This window comes from Pontimicrobium aquaticum (assembly GCF_005047595.1).
GTDB lineage: Bacteria > Bacteroidota > Bacteroidia > Flavobacteriales > Flavobacteriaceae > Pontimicrobium > Pontimicrobium aquaticum.
Map to the genome: position 1 here is coordinate 358959 of NZ_SUPL01000003.1, position 14132 is coordinate 373090.

The window sequence follows — 14132 nt, forward strand, 5'->3', positions numbered from 1 at the left end:
AATTTTATGAATAAATACACGCTTTTTGCTCTACTTTTAATAGCTTCATTTGCAGGGTTTTCTCAAGCTGAAGATGAGATTAACCCTCCTACTCACATAAAAACTATAAATTTTAAAGGACACACAAAAGAAAGTGAATTGCCTATCATTAAGCTCAACGAAAGGTTGCAATTATCGTTTGATGCTTTAAATGGAAATGAAGACGATTTTTATTACATCATTGATCATTATAATTTCGATTGGACGCCATCACAATTGATGAAATCGGAATATTTGCAAGGTTTCGACAATATTAGAATTACCAATTACGAAAATTCGTTTAACACCTACCAAATTTATTCGCATTACAGGCTTCAAATTCCAAATCAGCAAACCAGAATAAAAAAATCCGGGAACTATATCATTAAAATATTGGATGATTATGGTAATCTCGTTTTTAGCAGAAAATTTATGGTTTACGAACCTTTGGCTAATGTTGGCGTATCAATTAAACGCTCAAGAAATGTAAAGTATATTCAGCAAAAACAGTCGGTTGATTTTAAAATATCATCTCCTACCATATTATTTAACAACCCTAACCAAACGGTAAAGGTAGCAGTTATTCAAAATAACAATTTAAACACAGCCATTACAAACCTAAAACCTCAATACACACTGGGTCGCGAGCTTATTTATAAATACGATAACGAATCTAGTTTTTGGGGAGGCAACGAATACTTATACTTTGAGAATAAAAACGTTAGAGCTGCCAATATTGGTGTGCAATACATAGACCTAAAGGACATCTACGAACATTATTTATTTACAGATATTATTAGAGCAGATAGACCTTACACTTATGCTCCTGATATCAATGGTAATTATTTAATAACCGCTGTTGATACAGATAATTTAGATATTGAAGCCGATTATACAGTTATTCATTTTTCGTTACAGCATCCAGAAATGTTAGAAAACAAGAACATTCATGTGTATGGTAGTTTCAATAATTACGCCATAACAGATGAAACAAAAATGGTTTTTAATCCAGATTCTGGGTTTTATGAAACATCGTTAATTTTAAAACAAGGGTTTTACAATTATAAGTACGTAATGATTGATAGCGATGGAAATTTAGATGAAGGCGCTATAAGCGGAAACTTTGATGTTACCGAAAATAATTATAAAGTTTTAGTTTATTACCGAAATCTTGGTGCACGATACGACCGACTTGTTGGTGTTGGCGAGGGTTCATCAACGACTATTACTAACTGATTATCTATTAAATTGTTAAAATTATATTAGAAACAAGAATTTTGAAGTTTAAAAGCAAATATTTAGTATTTTTGGAATAAGAGAGACATATTTCTCAATCAAAAAAAAGAATGGTACAACAAGTAACAAAAGGTATAAAAATTTCGGTTGAAACAAATTTTGAAGGTACGTTTTATAAAAATTATAAAGTGCATTTTGCGTTTGGCTACAAAGTTACCATTGAAAATCAAAGCAAAGATTCTGTACAGTTAAATTCCAGACACTGGAAAATTTTAGACGCTTTAAACAATGACGAAATTATAGAAGGCGAAGGGGTTATTGGAAAAAAACCAATAATTAAACCTGGAGAGTCACATACTTATAATTCTGGTTGTTTGTTAGCTTCACCTTTTGGTGCTATGCAAGGTCACTACAACATGGTTAATTTTACTGATACTAAAAAATTTAGAGTGGTAATTCCTACTTTTAAACTAAGTGCTCCTTTTGCACTTAACTAAGCCTTTTAATTAAATCAAATCTATAAATTGTTTCTTGCTGTTTTATATGGTAGAATGCGCAATTTGAGTAATGAACAAAGCTGTAATCGTCTTCATATTTAAAACACTCCTTATTTACTTTATACAATCCATCAACATCAATATTCCCATAGGGAGATACTCGTTTAAACCTATACTCATGTACAACATCTGTTACATGTATTTCAAACCAAGCTCCCGCTGCAATACCTTCTAACCATTGAGCATGATGACTTTTTATATCTACATGTTTAGGCTCTAATGTTCCGATGAAATTTGGTGAATAATCTTTTAATCGATCTAAAAAATAACGCCTATTATCCTTTTTTACTGAAGATTGATAGTTTGATATATCTCCTTGCTTACTTACTTCGTAAACACAATCCTCAGTATCTGCAATTACTACGCTTCCAATAGTGCTAGGTGTAAACCATTTTGATTGTTTTAAACGCTTTTTAATCTTATAATTAGTTACCGAAGCAATTAAGCTATCCGTGACAAATCGAGCACAATTACAACCATCTTTTACAAAAGCTGCGTAACGAATAAAATGGCGATTTTGCATTCTGGTAATATGACTTCTGGCTTTATCATAATCTACAGCTTTACAAACCGAAGCTATTAGTTTTCCATCACCATGAGTTAATTTTGGATGCGTTGAAAGAAACTCTAAAATCTCATTTAGATTTTTTATTGCATCATCCTGTATAATAGCTTTAATGGGAAAATTCAGTTCATGATCCGTATCTCTTCCTCTTACACGTCCATTAGGGATAGGTGTAATATAGCGTCCAAAATCGTGGTATTCTAAAACTCCTGTGGTTTTGTCAATCAACACAAGTGCAGCATGACCAGCTCTCACATAATTCTTTGTACCAATACCAAAATATCTCATATATGGTGAGTACCATTCATCAGCTACCATGACAATAGTTTCAGGATATGCTAAAGTTAAAATGATACCAGAATTAGTCATTTACAAATATTTAAAATTTAAATAATTGTTCTGAAAAAGATTTTGTTTGAAGGTTTTCAAAGCTCATATTTATGTCATTATTAGTCTTTATAATTTGTGTAATACTCGTAGTTTTTACAAAAAAACGATCCATAATTACTCCAAAATCTTCATTTTCATTTCCGGCTGTTTTGTGAAACTTCATGATAGAATTTAATGAAAAGTCATCTTTTTCCTTAAAATCATCAAACCATTGCAAGCGTTCTTGTTTCATTTCAGCATTATATAATGAAGAGGACGACCAAATTTTGGGTTCTAAAGGCAAGTTACTAAAATGCTTTGTTGTTCCATCCCAAACCAATTCTTTAAATTCCATTTTAGAATTCCATTCAACGATAACCAAGGTAAAAGGTTCAATATCTTCTAAATTATAATCTTCAATAGCTTTATTTAAATTATCAGCAACCAGCAAGTCCTTTAAAACTATTCCTCTACTCAATCTATAAGACGCTTTACGTTCATGTGCTTTAAATCCGCCATTTAGCACACACAACACCCTTTGTTTGTTGCTTAGACCAATCCATGACCCTCCAGCAACCTCATCCTTAGGGTAAAGCAGTTTGATCTTATTAACTTGGTAAAACTTTGGAGGCAACGTAGTTCTGTTTGGTGCTTCGTCTCTATTTGAAGTGAGCACAAAATCGTTTAATCCTTTTGGAATAAGGGTTACTGTACACATGAATTTTAAAGTCTGTAAACCATTGAGCAACTTACAAAATATCACCAAAAAAATCGTAACTTTGCAGTCATTTTTAATAATTACAAAAAATAAAATATATTATGGGAAAAGGTTTCTTTAACGTACCAATTGCAGTCAACGAACCTGTAAAAGGCTATGCTCCGGGATCTCCAGAACGCAACGCTGTTTTAAAAGCATACAAAGACATGTTTAACAGTAAAACGGATGTACCAATGTACATTAATGGTAAAGATGTAACAACTGGAAATACTAGAACGATGTCTCCTCCTCATGACCACAAACATATTGTTGGTCAATACCATGTAGCAGAACAATCACATATAGAAGAAGCTATTGCTACTGCCTTAGAAGCAAGAAAAGCTTGGTCACAGATGCCTTGGGAACAGCGAGCAGGAATCTTTTTAAAAGCAGCTGAATTAATTGCTGGACCATACAGAGCAAAAATAAATGCTGCAACCATGATTGCACAATCTAAAACAGTTCATCAAGCTGAAATTGATGCTGCTTGTGAGCTGATTGATTTTTTACGTTTCAATGTTCAGTTTATGACTGACATTTACATGGAACAACCTGAAAGCACAAGTGATGCTTGGAATCGTATTGAATACAGACCACTTGAAGGTTTTACCTATGCAGTAACACCATTTAACTTTACTGCTATTGCTGGAAACCTTCCTGCGTGTATGGCATTAATGGGAAATGTAGTAATTTGGAAACCAAGTGACAGTCAAGTATATTCTGCTAAAATCATTATGGATGTATTTAAGGAAGCTGGCGTTCCTGCAGGTGTGATTAACGTTGTGTTTGGTGATCCAGTAATGATTACTAATACTGTGATGTCTAGCCCAGATTTTTCAGGGTTACATTTTACAGGTTCAACATTTGTTTTTAAAGAACTTTGGAAACAAATAGGAAATAACATTCATAATTATAAAACCTACCCAAGAATTGTTGGTGAAACTGGTGGAAAAGATTTCATCGTTGCTCACAAAACAGCAAATGCCAAACAAGTAGCTACTGCTATTTCTAGAGGTGCTTTTGAGTTTCAAGGACAAAAATGTAGTGCAGCTTCAAGAGCTTATATTCCAACAAACTTATGGGCTGATGTCAAGAACTATCTTTTAGAAGACATCAAGTCTTTTAAAATGGGATCTCCAGAAGATTTAAGCAACTTTATTACTGCTGTGATTCACGAAGGTTCTTTTGATAAATTAGCTAAATATATTGACCAAGCTAAAGCTGATAATGATGCTGAAATTATTGCTGGTGGAAATTACGATAAAAGCAAAGGTTACTTTATTGAACCTACAGTTATTGTAACTAAAGATCCTAAATACACAACGATGTGTACTGAGTTATTTGGTCCTGTAATTACGATTTATGTGTATGACGAGAATGACTACTCTGAAACCTTAAAACTTGTTGATGAAACTAGTGAGTATGCTTTAACTGGAGCCATTTTAGCAACTGATAGATATGCAATAGTTGAGGCTACCAAAACACTTCAAAACAGTGCTGGTAACTTCTATATTAACGATAAACCAACAGGAGCAGTTGTAGGTCAGCAACCGTTTGGAGGCGCTAGAGCTTCAGGAACAAACGATAAAGCAGGTTCTGCACAAAATTTATTACGTTGGGTATCTCCAAGAATGATCAAGGAAACGTTTGTAACACCAACCGATTATAGATATCCTTTTTTAGGAGAATAATAAATAACATCTAAGAAAAAAACCTGCAATTACATTGCAGGTTTTTTTACGCTTAATCTAGCCTTTATATTTAATAGGTAAATACACTACTTTTTTGGTGTCGAAAAATTCTTCATTAAAATAATCGCTAAGGTTATATTGAGTTGCTTTAGGAAAATCTTGCAACTCTTCGGTTAGATCGCCTCCTTTTAAGTATAGAATCCCGTTTTTTAATTCATGCCTACTTTTTTTATTTACTTTGTTCTTTACCCAATTAACAAAATTAGGCATTGCAGTAACTGCTCGACTCACAATAAAATCAAACGTTTCATTAATATCTTCAGCACGCTTATGAGATGTCCTTACGTTTGTTAAGCCTAAACTTTCGGCTACACCATTAACCACCTTTAATTTTTTATTAATACTATCAACTAAGTGAAAATCACAGTTTGGATATAATATTGCTAACGGAATTCCTGGAAAACCACCTCCTGTACCTACATCTAATATTGTTGTTCCGTCTTTAAAATCTATCACTTTTGCAATACCAAGAGAATGTAATACGTGGCGTAAATACAACTCATCAATATCTTTTCTAGAAATGACATTGATTTTTGAGTTCCAATTTGAATAAAGCTCAAAAAGCTGACTAAATTTTTCTTTCTGAACATCAGAAAGTTGAGGAAAATATTTTTGTATTAATTTCATTAAATACTATTTTTAAGGCAAAATTAATTATTTAAGAGAATAATAACTCTTTTGTAAAAGATTATCGTTTTAATAATTAATATATTTGCAGCTTATTATATAAAAACGACTAATAATGCGTTATTATATGGATAATAAAACACACATGAATAAACAAGCACTTACTTTCTCAAGAACTGACTCAGCCAAATTTTTCAGAACTTTAAACAAGCGAGTAAATAACTATTTTAAAGAGAACAACATTAAAAAAACAGGTAACTGGAAGCTTTATATTAAAGCCATTGTAATGTTTACTTTGCTCTTAGGCCCTTTAGTACTTCTTTTAACTGTTACCTTACCTACTTGGGCACAAATTTTATGCATGATTACCATAGGTATTGGTATGGCAGGCGTTGGTATGAATGTGATGCACGATGCAAATCATGGATCATTTTCTAGCAAAAAATGGGTTAACAAATTAATGGGAAGTAGCATACATATACTTGCTGGTAATGATTATAATTGGAAAGTTCAGCATAATGTATTACACCATACTTATACAAATATTCAAGGACACGACGAGGATATTGATGCAGGTAGAATTATTCGTTTCTCAAAGCATTCAAAATGGTTAAAAATTCATAAGTACCAAAAATATTACGCTTTCTTTTTGTATGGATTGTTAACTGTTAATTGGGCAATCACTACAGACTTCAAACAAACTTACCAATACTTAAAAAGAAAATTATCGTATGGTAAAATGCCACATCCAGCAACGCAATGGACCAAGCTAATTATTGGCAAAATATTGTATTATACTATTTGGGTTGTTTTACCATTATCATTAGGATATACTTGGTATCAGGTACTAATAGGGTTCTTAATAATGCATTATACTGCTGGAATTATTTTAAGTGTTATTTTCCAATTGGCTCATGTTATGCCAAATACCGAAATGCCTTTACCTGATGAAGAAGGAAATATGAAAAATACTTGGGCAGTTCACCAATTATTCACAACTTCTAATTTTTCTCCTAAGAGTTGGTTAGTCGAATTTTATACAGGTGGACTAAACAGGCAAGTTGAGCATCATTTATTTTCGCATATTAGTCATATTCACTATAAAAACATTGCAAAAATTGTTAAACAAACTGCTAATGAATGTAGTTTACCTTATAATGAATATAATACCATATGGAAAGCTATTGCAGAACACTATAGACAGTTAAAAGTGTTAGGTCAAAAGCCTGCATTAGCTTAGTTCTTTTTTACACTATTTAACAATACATAATAATGAGCCTACTTTCCGAGAGAGTATTAAAAATGTCCACTTCTGCTACTTTAGCCATGGCTGCTAAAGCAAGAGAATTAAAAGCTGAAGGAAAAGATATTATTAGCTTAAGTTTAGGTGAACCAGATTTTAATACACCAGACTTTATTAAGGATGCTGCTATAAAAGCTATTAACGACAACTACAACTCCTACACTCCTGTGGATGGGTATGTAGAACTAAAAGAAGCCATCATTACAAAGTTTAAACGCGATAATAACCTTACTTATACCTTACCTCAAATTGTTGTTTCTACAGGTGCTAAACAATGTTTAGCTAACATAGCTGCAACAATGATTAATCCTGGTGACGAAGTAATTTTACCTTGTCCTTATTGGGTAAGTTACAACGATATTGTAAAGCTGAATGAAGGTGTTCCTGTAGAAGTAAAAACCACTATTGAAAATGATTTTAAAATGACTGCTAGCCAGCTTGAAGCAGCCATTACACCAAAAACGAAAATGCTTTGGTACAGTTCTCCATGCAACCCTAGTGGCTCTGTATATAGCGAACAAGAGTTAAGAGATTTAGCAGACGTACTACAGAAGCATCCAAATATTTATGTTGTTTCAGATGAAATTTATGAACACATTAATTTTGGAGAAGGACATGCAAGTATGGCGCAGTTTGAAGATATGTACAATAGAACCATAACTGTAAATGGTGTTTCTAAAGCATTTGCTATGACTGGTTGGAGAATTGGCTTTATTGGCGCGCCTACCGAAATTGCTAGAGCTTGCAATAAAATGCAAGGGCAAGTTACTAGTGGTGCTAATTGTATTGCTCAACGTGCTGTAATTACAGCTATGGAAGCAGATCCAAGTACCATAAAATATATGGTAGATGAGTTTAAAGTACGTCGCGATTTAGTACTTAATCTTCTAAAAGACATTGAAGGCTTTAAAACCAATACACCAGAAGGCGCTTTTTACGTTTTACCAGATATTTCAAGTTATTTTGGAAAAACATTACGCGGTAAAACCATTAACAATGCTACCGATTTCTCTTTATATTTATTAGAAGAAACACTTGTTGCCACTGTTACAGGTGAAGCCTTTGGCAACGCAAATACTATTAGAATATCCTATGCGGCCTCACAAGAAGAATTAATTGAAGCGATAAAGCGAATAAAGGAAGCTGTAAGTTAAATATTTATTTTACTCTTCAAAAATAAAAAGCCACATACTTATAAAGATGTGGCTTCTTAGCATAACCAACCAAGGTTACTAAACTAACTAAATTAAAATTTATGTTGATGTTGTGATTCTTAACTAAAAACGACAACCATTGCAATTACAAATACCGACAGTTTTAAAATTGCATCAACACCAGAAGTGTATTGGTATTGAAAACTTTTAATGCGTTGCTTTACTCCAAATACTGATTTTGGGTTTGATTGAAAGAAATTATTCTTTATTTCTTCTTTATAAGCCGAACTCAAAATACCTTCGTTATTAAATACAAAAGGTTCTCTTTTTTGTCTGGGTAATGGTTCAAATTCTTGATGTGATAATACTAATTCCATGATTTGATTTTTTTTGATTGATTTACATATATATGACGATAATCAAATAATATTGTTACAAATTATTTTCTGAATTTTATTAAAAACGAATATGAAAAACTCTGAAAAACTCTGAAAAACATTGTAAATATTGAGAAAAACAAACCTTATAAAAAATTTAAAAACTATCTATTCCTCCAGAAAAAAGGTGTTAACAGGATCAATACCGTAAATAATTCTAAACGACCAATAAGCATTAAAAAGGACGCCCACCATTTACCAATAGCTGGCATATCGTAAAAGTTATTTACTGGTCCAAAATCGCCCAATGCTGGGCCTACATTTCCTAAACTTGATGCAGCTACACCTATGGCAGATTTAAAATCAAGTCCTAACATAGAAAACACTAATGCACCTATTATAAACGATAACATATACAGTATAAAAAAAGCCAATATGTTAAATACAATTTTTTCATTAATTGACTTCTTATTATAGCGCACAGGAAGAATGGCATTAGGATGAAGCGTACGTTTAAATTCTATAAATCCATTACGTATCATCAATAAATGGCGTACTACTTTTACACCTCCTGATGTACTTCCAGCAGAACCACCTAAAAACATCAGTCCGAAAAAGAAAACAGTTAAAAATGGCGTCCAAAGTGTAAAATCGGCAGTAACAAAACCTGTAGTTGTTACTATTGCTAACACCTGGAATAATGCATGCCTTAAAGCACTCTCTGCTTCTCCCCAAACCATTGGATGTGTAATTGAAGATAATGTTAAATCGGCTCTAAAATAAATAATTAAAGAAGCTACAACAGTAAAAATGAAAATAAACCGGAAGTACAATTTAAACTCTTCGTCTTGTATAATTTTTTGAACTCGTCCTTTAAACGCAAAGTAACTAAGTACAAAGTTAGTACCAGCCAAAAACATAAATAAAATGACAATGTATTGTATTACTGGTTCATTATTCCAATACGCTAAACTTGCATTTTTTGTAGAAAAACCTCCTGTTGATAATGTACACATGGAATGATTAATAGCATCAAAAAAGGTCATTCCGGCTACCTGAAGCAAAATAGTTTCGGCTGCTGTATAACCAAAATAAATAAGCCATAAACGTTTTGCGGTATCTGTTATTCTTGGATGCAATTTGTCGGCACTTGGCCCAGGAGCTTCAGCAGCAAACAACTGCATACCTCCTATTCCTAATAAAGGGAGAATTGCAATAGCCAAAACAATAATTCCCATACCACCAATCCAATGGGTTAAGCTTCTCCAAAACAAAATACCCTCAGGCAAGGATTCTATATCATTTAAAATTGTTGAACCTGTAGTAGTATAACCAGAAATCGTTTCGAAAAAAGCATTAGTAAAACTAGGAATAGAGTCGGTTAACACGTATGGTAAGGTTCCTGAAAGTGCCATAATAATCCACCCAAAAGTAACAACAATGTAGCCTTCGCGTTTGCTCATTTCTTTTTCATGATTCTTTGTAATAATCATAAAAATAAGCCCAATGACTATTACTGAAATTCCTGAAAGTGTAATATTAAAAGTAGCATTGTCGTTGTAAGCATAACTCATTAAAGCTGCCAATAGCATAAAACCGCCATTAAACAATAATAGCAATCCAAAAAAATGAAAAATTATTTTGTAATTGAGTTTCATTAATTAATAGAAAAAACTTTCCACTTTTTTAATTGATTGGAGTAAAGAGCATACCACCACTCTATCGCCTGCTTCTACCTTAAAGCCTCCTAGTACAATCTTTCCTTCTCCATTTCTAATAACACCTGCTATTATTGCCGAACGCGGAAATTTAATATCTCTTATAAGTTTGTTACAAATTTTTGATTCAGGCTTTACAATAAACTCTAATAATTCGGCATCCATATTATTAAGCTTCGTCATAGCTACAACTTCGCCTTTACGTATATACCTGAAAATATTATTAGCTGCTAAAAGCTTTTTATTTATGAGCGTGTCTATACCTATTGATTGTGACAACTGAAAGTAATCCATATTTTCAACCAAAGCAATTGTTTTTTTAACACCTCTAGATTTGGCCACTAAACAAGACATAATATTAGTTTCGGAATTTCCTGTCACCGAAATAAAGGCATCCATATCTTGGATGTTTTCTTCCTCTAAAAGTTCTGTATTTCTTCCGTCTCCATGAATAATTAACGCTTTTGGTAATTCATCGGCTAAATCGAAGGCTGTTCTCTTATCGTTTTCAATAAGCTTTACATTAATTTTTTTAGCACACAAATCCTTGGTTGTTTTAAGCCCAATTTTACTTCCTCCTAAAATCATGATGTTTTTAACATCGGTTTTAACCTTTCCTGACAGTTTAAATAATTCCTTATCTCCTTCTTTACACGTAATAAATACTACTTTGTCTCCTTCTTTAAATAATGTATCTCCTCTTGGAATAATAGTAAATTGTGTTCCATATCGCTGAATAGCTATTGGTGTAAAATGTAATTCAGACAAAGCCTCAGCTGCTTCTTTTACAGTTTTATCTACAAACGCTGCTGTACGTGACAGTCTTAAACTTAGCATTGTTAAAGCACCTCCTTCAAACTCATAACTATCATTAAAAGCATATTGGTTTAGTAATAATTCAATTTCGGCTGCGGCTAATGCCTCAGGTGAAATTAACTCATCAATACCAAACTTTGTAAAACCAACCTCATCTTTAAAATCCATAAACTCTGTATTAGAAATTCGAGATATGGTTTTTTTTGCGCCTAATTGTTTAGCCAAAACACTAGCTGTAATGTTGGTGGTTTCAGAAGAAGTTACTGCAATAAACAAATCGGCATTGTCAACTCTACACTCTCTTAAAATAGCAATAGAGGTCGCATCGCCTTTAACAACCTTAATATCTAAATGCGTGTCTGCATAAACAAGGCTTTCTTTTTTTGAGTCTATTAATGTAATCTCCTGTGATTCGTAAGATAAAAGTTTCGCTAAATGAAACCCAACTTCGCCTGCTCCTGCAATAATAATCTTCATCTGATGTCTTAAATGTAAAGATGAAGCAAATATAATTTATTTTTAGGGATTTGTATGTGAATTGTATTTCTTTGCAATAAATAATAGATTTAGTAACTCATGTAATTATTTATGTCTAAAAAAATAAACCCATATAAAAACAGTGATTTAAGTAAGAAAGAGCAGGTTACTAAAATGTTTGATACCATTTCTAAGGAATACGATGGCTTAAATCGTGTTATCTCTTTTGGTATTGATGTTAAATGGCGAAAAAAAGTAGTTGCCATTGTTGCAAAAACACAACCAGACACCATACTTGACATCGCCACTGGAACAGGAGATTTAGCCATAAACCTTACAAAAACCAATGCCTCTAAAATAATTGGTTTAGATATTAGTGATGGTATGTTAGAGGTTGGAAGGCAAAAAATTAACAAAAAACAGCTTAATAAAACCATTGAAATGGTTTTAGGGGATTCAGAAAATTTACCATTCAACGACAATACTTTTGACGCCATTACCGTAGCTTTTGGTGTAAGGAATTTTGAAAATTTAGAAAAAGGACTTTCTGAAATTTTAAGAGTATTAAAACCTAATGGCACGTTTGTTATTTTAGAAACCTCAGTTCCTACAAAGTTTCCTTTTAAACAAGGCTACAATATATACACAAAAGGAATTATGCCACTTATTGGGAAACTATTTTCTAGAGATAAAGTTGCGTATTCTTATTTAAGCGAATCTGCCTCTGTTTTTCCTTATGGAGAAGCATTAAACAATATTTTACGGAAAATTGGGTTTATTAATGCGGAAGCATTGCCTCAAACTTTTGGAGTAGCTACCATTTATAAAGCAACAAAGAAATAACTATGAAGCACCTATTTTTTGTTTTAGCCCTTTTAATATGCACGCATACTGCCTCGGCACAATTATTTAGCAAAAATAAAATTCAGAATAACCAAAATATGGATAAGGCTAAATGGTCTTGGGGTTATTTTTTAGGGTTTAATAGCTACGACTTTAATTTTGATTATCACGAAGACTTACCAGATATTCAAACTTTAAAGTCAATAGGTTTTAGTGTTGGCCTAATTGGTAATATGCGAGTTAATGACTATATAGATGTACGTTTAGAACCTGGTTTATTTATAACCAAGAGAGAATTGCATTACCATACCAGTTATTTTAATGGCTTATCTTATAACGACTCGGATCTTTTACGTGAAGTAAATTCAACTTACATACATATTCCGTTACTTTTAAAATTATCTACAAAACGTGTAAATAATATTAAACCGTTTGTGGTTGGTGGGTTTTCAACAGCTGTAAACCTATCGAGTAATGAGAGTAACCCTGATGATAATAGCAACGGACAGTTTAGAACCAAAAGTGGCATGTTGTTTTATGAGCTAGGTGCTGGAATTGATATTTACCTACCTTGGTTTAAATTTACGCCTTCCATTAGAGGTATTTTTGCTATTAATGATGAACTAGTAAGAGATATAGATCCCGATAGTCCTTGGACGAGTAATATTGCAAGCATGAAAACCAGAGGGTTATTTATAAATTTCACCTTTCAATAAATTTAAGTTTCCAGCGCAGTCATACTTTACAATAACCAAGACTGAATAATATACTGTTTATCTTCTCTTAAACTCACTTAATAAAATAGCTGTAGCATTGGCAACATTTAAGCTTTCTGCCATTTGTTGCTCACCAAAACGCGGAATTGAAACACGTTTAGTTACACATTTTTCAATCAAATTACTAATTCCATTAGCTTCGTTTCCTAACACTACTATTCCTAAGTTTGGCAACTCGGTATTATACACGTTTTCTCCATCCATAAAGGCACCAAAAATGTCTGTGTTAGCATTTTTTAGTACCTCCTTTAAATCTACATAACTCACATTAACCCTAGTTATTGAACCCATGGTTGCCTGAATTACTTTTGGATTATAACAATCTACAGTTTCAAGATTACATAATAAGTCCTTTACTCCAAACCAATCGCATAACCTAATAATAGTTCCTAGGTTACCTGGGTCTCTCACATTATCTAGAGCTACAATTAAATTTTTAAAATCTATTGGTTGCTCTTCAGGTATTTTAAAAACCGCTAAAGCCGTATTTGGTGTTTTTAGGAAACTTATTTTCTTTAGTTCACTATCTGAAATTTGGGTAATTAAATTATTTAAAACATCAAACTCTAACGAAGTGGTATAAAGCTGTTCTAGCTCTAAATTTGATTGTAATAACTCGTTAATGGTCTTTTTACCTTCAGCAACAAACAACTTATGCTGTTGACGATATTTTTTTAGCTTTAAACTTGTTATAAGTTTTATTTGATTTTTACTAAGCATTCAACAAAGATTGAATTTTATCGTTTAAATTTATATAAAGAAACAGATTAATTGTAAAGAATAATAAC

At 32.5% G+C, this 14132-nt stretch carries 14 protein-coding genes; 7 read left to right on the forward strand and 7 right to left on the reverse strand.

Annotated features, from left to right (window positions below):
• The first annotated feature begins 6 nt into the window (after positions 1-6).
• Together E5167_RS07350 and apaG are read left to right on the forward strand one after the other, a co-directional pair.
• Positions 7-1254, forward strand: coding sequence for a type IX secretion system plug protein (locus E5167_RS07350; protein WP_136842620.1), 1248 nt, complete (start codon positions 7-9; stop codon positions 1252-1254).
• A 110-nt stretch (positions 1255-1364) separates the two neighbouring features.
• Entirely contained in the window at positions 1365-1751 is a 387-nt protein-coding gene (apaG, locus tag E5167_RS07355) for a Co2+/Mg2+ efflux protein ApaG (protein ID WP_136842622.1), read from the forward strand.
• Here the strand turns inward: apaG and E5167_RS07360 are convergent.
• Positions 1744-2745: a DUF6695 family protein gene (locus E5167_RS07360; protein ID WP_136842624.1), complete on the reverse strand. Its 1002-nt coding sequence runs from the start codon at positions 2743-2745 to the stop codon at positions 1744-1746. The two genes, apaG and E5167_RS07360, sit on opposite strands and share 8 nt — an antisense overlap.
• Positions 2746-2755: 10 nt before the next feature.
• Entirely contained in the window at positions 2756-3463 is a 708-nt protein-coding gene (locus E5167_RS07365; protein WP_136842626.1) for an NRDE family protein, read from the reverse strand.
• A 101-nt stretch (positions 3464-3564) separates the two neighbouring features.
• Here E5167_RS07365 and pruA point away from each other — a divergent pair, with 101 nt between their 5' ends.
• Positions 3565-5193: an L-glutamate gamma-semialdehyde dehydrogenase gene (pruA, locus tag E5167_RS07370; RefSeq protein WP_136842629.1), complete on the forward strand. Its 1629-nt coding sequence runs from the start codon at positions 3565-3567 to the stop codon at positions 5191-5193.
• Positions 5194-5250: 57 nt separating this feature from the next.
• Here pruA and rsmG read toward each other — a convergent pair whose 3' ends face one another.
• Positions 5251-5880: a 16S rRNA (guanine(527)-N(7))-methyltransferase RsmG gene (gene rsmG, locus E5167_RS07375; RefSeq protein WP_136842631.1), complete on the reverse strand. Its 630-nt coding sequence runs from the start codon at positions 5878-5880 to the stop codon at positions 5251-5253.
• Between the two features lie 145 nt (positions 5881-6025).
• Between rsmG and E5167_RS07380 the strand changes: the two genes are divergently transcribed.
• Positions 6026-7120 carry a fatty acid desaturase family protein gene (locus E5167_RS07380; RefSeq protein WP_136842633.1) on the forward strand — a complete coding sequence of 365 codons (1095 nt, stop codon included), beginning with the start codon at positions 6026-6028 and terminating at the stop codon, positions 7118-7120.
• 32 nt (positions 7121-7152) lie between these two features.
• Positions 7153-8337, forward strand: coding sequence for a pyridoxal phosphate-dependent aminotransferase (locus tag E5167_RS07385; protein WP_136842634.1), 1185 nt, complete (start codon positions 7153-7155; stop codon positions 8335-8337).
• Positions 8338-8456: 119 nt separating this feature from the next.
• Here E5167_RS07385 and E5167_RS07390 read toward each other — a convergent pair whose 3' ends face one another.
• The 3 genes from E5167_RS07390 to trkA all read right to left on the reverse strand — a co-directional run bounded on the left by E5167_RS07390 (position 8457) and on the right by trkA (position 11725).
• The gene (locus tag E5167_RS07390) at positions 8457-8714 is read right to left on the reverse strand and encodes a hypothetical protein (RefSeq protein WP_136842636.1); all 258 of its coding nucleotides are present in this window, start codon (positions 8712-8714) and stop codon (positions 8457-8459) included.
• Positions 8715-8878: 164 nt separating this feature from the next.
• Positions 8879-10372 carry a TrkH family potassium uptake protein gene (locus E5167_RS07395; RefSeq protein WP_136842638.1) on the reverse strand — a complete coding sequence of 498 codons (1494 nt, stop codon included), beginning with the start codon at positions 10370-10372 and terminating at the stop codon, positions 8879-8881.
• A 3-nt stretch (positions 10373-10375) separates the two neighbouring features.
• Positions 10376-11725 carry a Trk system potassium transporter TrkA gene (gene trkA / locus E5167_RS07400; protein WP_136842640.1) on the reverse strand — a complete coding sequence of 450 codons (1350 nt, stop codon included), beginning with the start codon at positions 11723-11725 and terminating at the stop codon, positions 10376-10378.
• A 111-nt stretch (positions 11726-11836) separates the two neighbouring features.
• Between trkA and ubiE the strand changes: the two genes are divergently transcribed.
• On the forward strand, positions 11837-12568 hold the full coding sequence (ubiE, locus tag E5167_RS07405; protein WP_136842642.1) for a bifunctional demethylmenaquinone methyltransferase/2-methoxy-6-polyprenyl-1,4-benzoquinol methylase UbiE: 732 nt from the start codon (positions 11837-11839) through the stop codon (positions 12566-12568).
• A 2-nt stretch (positions 12569-12570) separates the two neighbouring features.
• A complete protein-coding gene (gene porT, locus E5167_RS07410) occupies positions 12571-13284 on the forward strand; it encodes a type IX secretion/gliding motility protein PorT/SprT (RefSeq protein WP_136842644.1) in 714 nt (237 codons plus the stop codon).
• Positions 13285-13341: 57 nt separating this feature from the next.
• Here porT and E5167_RS07415 read toward each other — a convergent pair whose 3' ends face one another.
• Positions 13342-14064, reverse strand: coding sequence for a TrmH family RNA methyltransferase (locus E5167_RS07415; RefSeq protein ID WP_136842647.1), 723 nt, complete (start codon positions 14062-14064; stop codon positions 13342-13344).
• Positions 14065-14132: the final 68 nt, after the last annotated feature.

Coding starts and splice junctions, on each gene's coding strand:
- porT (WP_136842644.1), top strand. CDS start 12,571: ATGAAGCACCTATTTTTTGTTTTAGCCCTTTTAATATGCACGCATACT.
- E5167_RS07380 (WP_136842633.1), top strand. CDS start 6,026: ATGAATAAACAAGCACTTACTTTCTCAAGAACTGACTCAGCCAAATTT.
- ubiE (WP_136842642.1), top strand. CDS start 11,837: ATGTCTAAAAAAATAAACCCATATAAAAACAGTGATTTAAGTAAGAAA.
- trkA (WP_136842640.1), bottom strand. CDS start 11,725: ATGAAGATTATTATTGCAGGAGCAGGCGAAGTTGGGTTTCATTTAGCG.
- pruA (WP_136842629.1), top strand. CDS start 3,565: ATGGGAAAAGGTTTCTTTAACGTACCAATTGCAGTCAACGAACCTGTA.
- E5167_RS07415 (WP_136842647.1), bottom strand. CDS start 14,064: ATGCTTAGTAAAAATCAAATAAAACTTATAACAAGTTTAAAGCTAAAA.
- apaG (WP_136842622.1), top strand. CDS start 1,365: ATGGTACAACAAGTAACAAAAGGTATAAAAATTTCGGTTGAAACAAAT.
- E5167_RS07395 (WP_136842638.1), bottom strand. CDS start 10,372: ATGAAACTCAATTACAAAATAATTTTTCATTTTTTTGGATTGCTATTA.
- E5167_RS07350 (WP_136842620.1), top strand. CDS start 7: ATGAATAAATACACGCTTTTTGCTCTACTTTTAATAGCTTCATTTGCA.
- rsmG (WP_136842631.1), bottom strand. CDS start 5,880: ATGAAATTAATACAAAAATATTTTCCTCAACTTTCTGATGTTCAGAAA.
- E5167_RS07390 (WP_136842636.1), bottom strand. CDS start 8,714: ATGGAATTAGTATTATCACATCAAGAATTTGAACCATTACCCAGACAA.
- E5167_RS07360 (WP_136842624.1), bottom strand. CDS start 2,745: ATGACTAATTCTGGTATCATTTTAACTTTAGCATATCCTGAAACTATT.
- E5167_RS07365 (WP_136842626.1), bottom strand. CDS start 3,463: ATGTGTACAGTAACCCTTATTCCAAAAGGATTAAACGATTTTGTGCTC.
- E5167_RS07385 (WP_136842634.1), top strand. CDS start 7,153: ATGAGCCTACTTTCCGAGAGAGTATTAAAAATGTCCACTTCTGCTACT.